Here is a 6,141-nt window from a genome sequence, read left to right on the forward strand (position 1 = left end):
CCGCCGACGCGGCGGAACTCGCCGCGCGGATGCGTGCCGCCGCGACCGCGCAGGCCACCACGCCGCGCCCCGAGCGCTGCCAGCTCGGCGGCGCCCAGGGATGCGCCGGCCCCGCCGAAATCAAGATCGCCGACTCGTGGGGCGACGCGGCGTGGGGTTGCCCCGCCCACGTCGAGGAGGCCCTCATCAACGTCCGCTCGGTGTTCCTCGCCACCGAGGAAGCGGACGGCCTCGCCGCCTACCTCAACCGCTGACCGGCACCCGCCCGCCCTGGCAGCCACCGACCGGGCGGTTCTCCACCCACCCTCCACCCCGTCACCACAGCCGGGACGGCGTCTAAGCCAGCGTCGCCCTGGCCAGGACGTCCTCCAGACCGGGCGTCCGCCAGAAGTCGGCGATGACGATCTTGGAGTCGGGCAGGTACCAGACCCGCTCCGTGTAGGTGTCGGGCGTCCGCGTCTTGTAGTAGCCGTCTCCGAACTCGCCGTAGTCGCGGGTCCAGCAGGGTACCGTCCATTCGACGTACCGTGCCGTGCGGGAGCCGACCCGGGCGGTCCTGTCGACGGTCTTGCGGGCCCCGTGGTCCTTCGCGCTCCCGCGCAGCTCGGTGTGGCCGGGGCAGCTCAGGCCCTCGTCCTGGCTGAACCGGGAGGTGAAGGTGTCGTCGGGGGTGTACCGCTCCCCGATGTAGTAGTCAGGATGGTCGGCGTAGCTCCGTCCCATGACGACGAACCCCTTGCACCAGGGCAACGGCAGGTAGTACGGGAATCCGCGCCCGGCGAGCCTGCGGCAGGGGCCGTCGAGCGTGACCATGTAACTGTCGGCGACAGGGGCTCCACCGAGATTCAGCGAGATCGGCTGCACCCGCCAGGACTGCGGCGCGCGGACCGAAAGGCGGCCGATCGTCATCGCCTGTGTGGGGGACGCCGCCGCGACCGGCCGGTGCTTCGGCTGTCCGGAGGGGCTGACGGCCTGGTACACGCCGTAGCCTCCCGCGGTCGTCGCCAGCACCGTCGCCGCCACGATCGCCGCCCCCGCCTTCCCGCCGATCACCCCGGCCGCTCCGGACGTCGCGACCCCGGCTCCGGTGGTGGCGCCCGCGCCTGCGGTCGCCGCGCCGGCCGCCCCCGCACCGGCCGCGCTCGCGCTGATGGCGGCGAGCGGGAACAGCGAGGCGAGCGCCATCGCGATGCCGGCGAGGAGGTGTGTGCCGCGCGCTTCCCAGTCGGGTCCGTAGGAGGCGCGGGCGAGGTCTTCCAGTTCGCGGACGAACGCGGCGGCTCCGGGTGGGCGTTCCGCGGGATTCTTGGCCATGCCGCGCGCGATGAGGGGTCGCAGGGGCTCGGGGACGTCCTCGGTGGGGACGGGGCCGGTGAGGTGGCCGTTGCGCGGCGCGTCGGCGAACGGGCGGCGTCCGGAGACGGTTTCGACGAACACGCAGGTGGCGGCGTAGACGTCGGCGGCGGGCCCGGCGGGTTCGCCGAGCCATTGCTCGGGGGCCATGTAGGCGGGTGTCCCGGCCCCGGACGTCGTTCCCTCCAGGGTCGCGACGCCGAAGTCGATGAGCTTGGAGTTGCCGTCCGCAGGGACGATCACGTTGGACGGCTTGTAGTCGCGGTGCACCACCCCCGCGCTGTGGGCGGCGGACAGTCCGAGAAGCGACCCCTTCAGGACGGTCAGCGCCGCCTCCGGGGCCAGTGATCCGTAGCGGGCGAGGACCTCCCGGAACGAGACGCCGTCCACCGCCTCCATCACCAGCGCGAGCCCCTGCTCGCGCTCCACGAGCTGGTACAGCCGCGCCACGTGCGGGTCACGGACCCGCCCCAGCAGGACGGCCTCCTCCCGGAACCGCTCCCGGGCCGCCGATCCGGAACCCGCCGGCAGGTACTTCACCGCCACCAGGTCACCGGAGGCCGCGTGCCGGGCCAACACCACCCGGCCCTGCCCGCCACGACCGAGTTCCCGAATCTCCTCGAACCCCTCGATACGCCACACCACGCCCTAAGGACGCACCAGCCCCGTCCCCGGTTGCGTCCCCTCGGGGCGACCCGTCCCGACCACGGCGGCGACGGCCCCGGTGGGCGAGAAGGCGACCGGGAGTGCCAGCGAGTCACCCGGTGTTGGGCGCGCTGCGTCCGTAGCGCCCCACCTCTCCTGTCCTCCTTGAGGACGGGGCGTCCCAGTTAATACTTCGTGGTCCGATGGAGGTTGGTAGCCCGGGAGCATGATGCCGCTGGGAGCACGGTGCCGCGGCGGAGCGCGGGGCCAGCCGCTCGGCGGTCGAGGGCCCGGCTTGCAGGACCAGGACGTCGGCCTCGCTCCGGACGACGGCTAATACGAGCGGGTGTGGTGGCGGGAACGGAACTCGGCGAGGAGCTCGTCGGTGACCGTGGCGCCTGCCGCCACCGCCGCGTGGACCTCGCGGAAGTAGCCCTCGTAGCCGGCGGGCGTGTAGAGGCACAGGGCACGGACCGGCGCGGTTCCGGCGTTCCGGAAGCCGTGAGCCGTCCCGCGTAGGGCGGCGAGCAGGTGCCCGGGACCGACGCTCGTCTCGCCGTCCCCGGTGTGCAGGGTGAGTTCACCGTCCAGGACGTAGAAGTACTCGTCGTGCTGCTCGTGGACGTGCGGACGCGCGCCGACGATTCCGGGCTCGAGCCGGAACTCCTCGAAGGCGAAGCGTCCGCCGGTCTGCTCGCCGGTCAGCCGGAACAGGTGCGCGACTCCCGCCACGTCGATCAGTTCACCTTCGCCGGGCGCGCTGAGCAGCGCCCGCTCACTCGTCTCGGTCATGGACCGGATCATGCTCGGCCGCGGGGCCGCACGTCCACTTCATACTCGGCTGAAGCCACTGCGCCGGAAGCGACACCGGCCCGGGACGCAGGAGGGAACGGCATCAGCAGCAGGTCAGGTGTTGACGGCCTCGACCTTGCGCCAGCGGGCCTCGAAGAAGGAGTACACGCCGAAGATCGTCAGGCCCGCCGCCACCGCGACCAGCAGCCACGGGCCGGCGGGCGTGTCGGCGAACTTGCGCAGCGTGCCGTCCAGTCCCTTGGCCTTACCCGCGTCGAAGGTGACCGCGGCATAGATCAGGAAGGTGCCGATCCCGCCGAAGACCAAGGCGCGCGCGACCTGCCCGGTCACACCCACGATCGTGGCGACCCGGCGTACCTGGCGGGACATCTGCTCGGTCTTGAGTTCCTCCAGGAACTTGCGCCTGACGGCTTTGAAGAGCATCACCACGCCGACGGCCGCGATCGCGATGCCGATCGCCAGCACCAGCCAGCGTCCGCCCGGCTCGCCCATCGCCTTGGCGGTGAAGGACTGGGACTGCTGATCGGACGACTTGCCCTTGCTGCCCAGCGCGAAGCCCAAGGTGCCGGCGAGCGTGGCCGTGTAGACGATGGCCCGGCCGAGCGAGGTCAGCCGCTTGCGCGGCTTGTGGCCGCCGGGGACCGGCTGCCCGTACAGCGCCTCGGCGTACTGCCACAGGGCCAGGCCCGCGAACCCCACCACGATCACCCAGAGCACCACCTTGCCGCCGGGCGTTCCCACCACGGTCGCCAGGGCGCCCTTCTGATCGGCCTCACCGCCTCCCGAGCCGAAGGCGACCTGCACGGCGAGCACACCGATCAGCACGTAGATGACCCCGCGACCCGCCAGCCCGATCCGGGCGAGGTGATGGAACCATGAGTGGCCCGCGGCTTTCCGACCCGTCAGCCGCACCTGCTCCTTCGCCCCATTGGACGACATATCGCCACCTTCCTTTTGCGAGGCGATGCGTCCCCTGGCTACGCCCCACCAAACCCGCCGCCCCGAAGCGGACGCTCCTCAACCTCTGGAACAGCGTGGCGGTGACGTGCCTGCTGACGGCAACAGCTGGACGCGTTGGGTAGTCGAGATGCGACTATGAGTGAGACAGATCCGATGGTTCCCGAGAGGGGCACCACATGCACCGATCCATCATCCGCCCAGCCCTGGTCGCAACGTTCACCACTGTCGGGATCGCCCTCGTCGCGCCGCTGGTCGCCGCCACCCCGCCCGATGTCACCGGACAGCAGTGCGTCGCCGGCGGCGGCTACGTCATGGGGGACGACCCGCTCCCGCCGGGCTGGTGCGTCGGAGGCAAGTACGACGGTCAGCGGATCATCGACAACTGACGAACGACTCCAGCAGCCACGCTCCCACCTGGCCCGCTTAGCGCCCTGGTCCACACCGACCATCGATGCTGGCTGATCCTCCCAGCACGCGCGCCAACAGCCTCCGGTCAGCATCCGGATCGGAGCCCGTTCGCTGAGCGTGCTGCGCTGCCCTGACCCGGACCATCTGCGTTGGGCCGCTCGCTCCCATTCTGTTGGCTGTGGGCCGGTGTCGGCGGCTGAAGTTCGATCTCGCGGACGAATGACGGACAAACGATCAGAGGCCGGTTCCTGATCTCCAGGAACCGGCCTCTGAGCTGGTCTTGCAGGGTGGGCGATACTGGGTTCGAACCAGTGACCTCTTCGGTGTGAACGAAGCGCTCTCCCACTGAGCTAATCGCCCCTGCTGGTCGGCCTTGCGGCGTTCCCGGCAAGAAGAACTCTAGCGCATCTCGGAGGGTGGTCGCGCATCGTCGGGCGGGTGGCGGCGGGGATCGGAGGGCGGGGTGTGGTCGCCGTGTCGACCGGGCCGTCTGGGGTGGTCGCGGTGGAGTGGGGGCCGTCTTGATCGAGTGCAGGGTGTGGCCTTGGCGGCGGGATGCCGGGGCCTCGGGTGATCTTTGAGGGGCGTTTTTGCGGAAGCCGGGGGTGGGGATGGGGTGGGGCTTGTGGCTCTGATCTGCCTGGATTGCGACGATCGTAGCGATCGGTGACAGGAGGATGGCATGGAGTCGCGTCTCAATCCGTACCTCGTCTTCGGCGGGCAGGCCCGCGCGGCGATGGAGTACTACCAGAAGGTGTTCGGCGGGGAGCTCAACATCCAGTCGTTCGGGGACATGGGGCAGACCGATCCCGCGCTGAAGGACAACGTCATGCACGCCATGCTCGTGACCGGGTCGGGATTCACGATCATGGCGTCGGACACGCCGCCGGGCATGGAGGCCCGGGGGGCGGGGAACGTGGCGATCGCGCTGAGCGGCGACAACGGGGAGGAGTTGCGGCGGTACTGGGCGGGGCTGTCCGACGGGGGCTCGGTGCAGACGGCGCTGGAGAGGCAGATGTGGGGGGACGAGTTCGGGCAGTGCGTCGACCGCTTCGGCGTCGAGTGGATGGTCAACATCGCCTCGCCCTGAGGGGGTTCGGGTGACGCGGCGGCTCCTGAGGGGGCCGCCGTTTTCGTTTGCGTGCGGTGATTGGTTTTGATTGGAGATGGTAGGTTAGTGAGCGATAGAGGGGTGGGTTGGTGACCGAGGGAACGCAGACGCGCTTCGCCGCCGAGCGGCACGAACGGTTGCTCCGGCTGCTGCGCGAGCGCGGGGCGATGCCGCTGCAGGCACTCGCGGACGAGCTGGCCGCGTCCGAGGCGACGATCCGCCGCGACCTCCGCGCGCTCGAGGCGCGTGGGCTGCTCGCCCGTAGCAGGGGCGGGGCCGTGCCCGTCGCCGGCCTCGCGCACGAGCCCACCGAGCGGGACAAGGCCACCGTCGCCGTCGCAGAGAAGGCGGCCATCGCGGAGGCCGCCGCCGAGTTCGTCGGGCCGGACGACGCGGTCGTGATCGGGCCGGGCACCACGACGCGGCAGCTCGCCCTGCGGCTCGCCGCCGTCCCCGGCCTCACCGTCATCACCAACTCGCTGGCCGTCGCCGAGGCCCTCGCCGACTCGCGCACCGCGCAGGTCGTGCTGACCGGCGGGGTGCTGCGCGGGCCGATCCGCGCGATGGTCGGCGCGGAGGCCGAGCGGTTCCTCGGGACGGTCCGCGTGCGGCACGCGTTCCTGTCGGGCAACGGGCTGACCGCCGGACGCGGCCTGTCCACCCCGCACCTGGCCGTCGCCGCCGCCGACCGCGCCCTGGCCGCCGCCGCCGAGGAGCCGGTCGTGCTCGCCGACCACACCAAGATCGGCGCGGACGCGGTGTTCCAGACCGTCCCGGCCGCCCGGATCGCCCATCTGGTCACCGACGGCGCCGCGCTCGCCGCCGAGCTGGACGCGCTGGCCGAGGCGGGC

At 71.4% G+C, this 6,141-nt stretch carries 7 protein-coding genes and 1 tRNA gene; 4 read left to right on the plus strand and 4 right to left on the minus strand.

All coding sequences use genetic code 11. The annotated features are described in order from the left end of the window. Window positions 1–254, plus strand: a 254-nt coding sequence (locus tag DZF91_RS29815) for a hypothetical protein (protein WP_199486979.1), incomplete at its 5' end; no start/stop codon positions are given. Between the two features lie 82 nt (window positions 255–336). Here DZF91_RS29815 and DZF91_RS29820 read toward each other — a convergent pair. The 3 genes from DZF91_RS29820 to DZF91_RS29830 all read right to left on the minus strand — a co-directional run bounded on the left by DZF91_RS29820 (window position 337) and on the right by DZF91_RS29830 (window position 3,750). Further along, the gene (locus tag DZF91_RS29820; protein ID WP_117360430.1) at window positions 337–1,998 is read right to left on the minus strand and encodes a serine/threonine-protein kinase; all 1,662 of its coding nucleotides are present in this window, start codon (window positions 1,996–1,998) and stop codon (window positions 337–339) included. A 333-nt stretch (window positions 1,999–2,331) separates the two neighbouring features. Further along, complete coding sequence (locus DZF91_RS29825) at window positions 2,332–2,790, minus strand: cupin domain-containing protein (protein WP_158588080.1); 459 nt, start codon at window positions 2,788–2,790, stop codon at window positions 2,332–2,334. 114 nt (window positions 2,791–2,904) lie between these two features. Beyond that, entirely contained in the window at window positions 2,905–3,750 is an 846-nt protein-coding gene (locus DZF91_RS29830) for a DUF1206 domain-containing protein (protein ID WP_117360432.1), read from the minus strand. A gap of 197 nt (window positions 3,751–3,947) precedes the next feature. Here DZF91_RS29830 and DZF91_RS29835 point away from each other — a divergent pair, with 197 nt between their 5' ends. Beyond that, entirely contained in the window at window positions 3,948–4,157 is a 210-nt protein-coding gene (locus DZF91_RS29835) for a hypothetical protein (protein WP_117360433.1), read from the plus strand. A gap of 310 nt (window positions 4,158–4,467) precedes the next feature. On the opposite strand, the gene DZF91_RS29840 is transcribed toward DZF91_RS29835, so the two are convergent. Continuing rightward, window positions 4,468–4,539 (minus strand) — tRNA-Val (locus DZF91_RS29840). Between the two features lie 322 nt (window positions 4,540–4,861). On the opposite strand from DZF91_RS29840, the gene DZF91_RS29845 reads away from it, so the two are divergent. Further along, on the plus strand, window positions 4,862–5,269 hold the full coding sequence (locus DZF91_RS29845; protein ID WP_117360434.1) for a VOC family protein: 408 nt from the start codon (window positions 4,862–4,864) through the stop codon (window positions 5,267–5,269). A 110-nt stretch (window positions 5,270–5,379) separates the two neighbouring features. After that, on the plus strand, window positions 5,380–6,141 hold a 762-nt coding region (locus DZF91_RS29850; RefSeq protein WP_147341449.1), incomplete at its 3' end, for a DeoR/GlpR family DNA-binding transcription regulator.

The organism is Actinomadura logoneensis, from assembly GCF_003428695.1.
Lineage (GTDB): Bacteria > Actinomycetota > Actinomycetes > Streptosporangiales > Streptosporangiaceae > Spirillospora > Spirillospora logoneensis.

What these genes read in the sequence shown, in the direction of transcription:
- DZF91_RS29825 (WP_158588080.1), bottom strand. Translation starts at nt 2,790, where the DNA reads ATGACCGAGACGAGTGAGCGGGCGCTGCTCAGCGCGCCCGGCGAAGGT.
- DZF91_RS29830 (WP_117360432.1), bottom strand. Translation starts at nt 3,750, where the DNA reads ATGTCGTCCAATGGGGCGAAGGAGCAGGTGCGGCTGACGGGTCGGAAA.
- DZF91_RS29835 (WP_117360433.1), top strand. Translation starts at nt 3,948, where the DNA reads ATGCACCGATCCATCATCCGCCCAGCCCTGGTCGCAACGTTCACCACT.
- DZF91_RS29845 (WP_117360434.1), top strand. Translation starts at nt 4,862, where the DNA reads ATGGAGTCGCGTCTCAATCCGTACCTCGTCTTCGGCGGGCAGGCCCGC.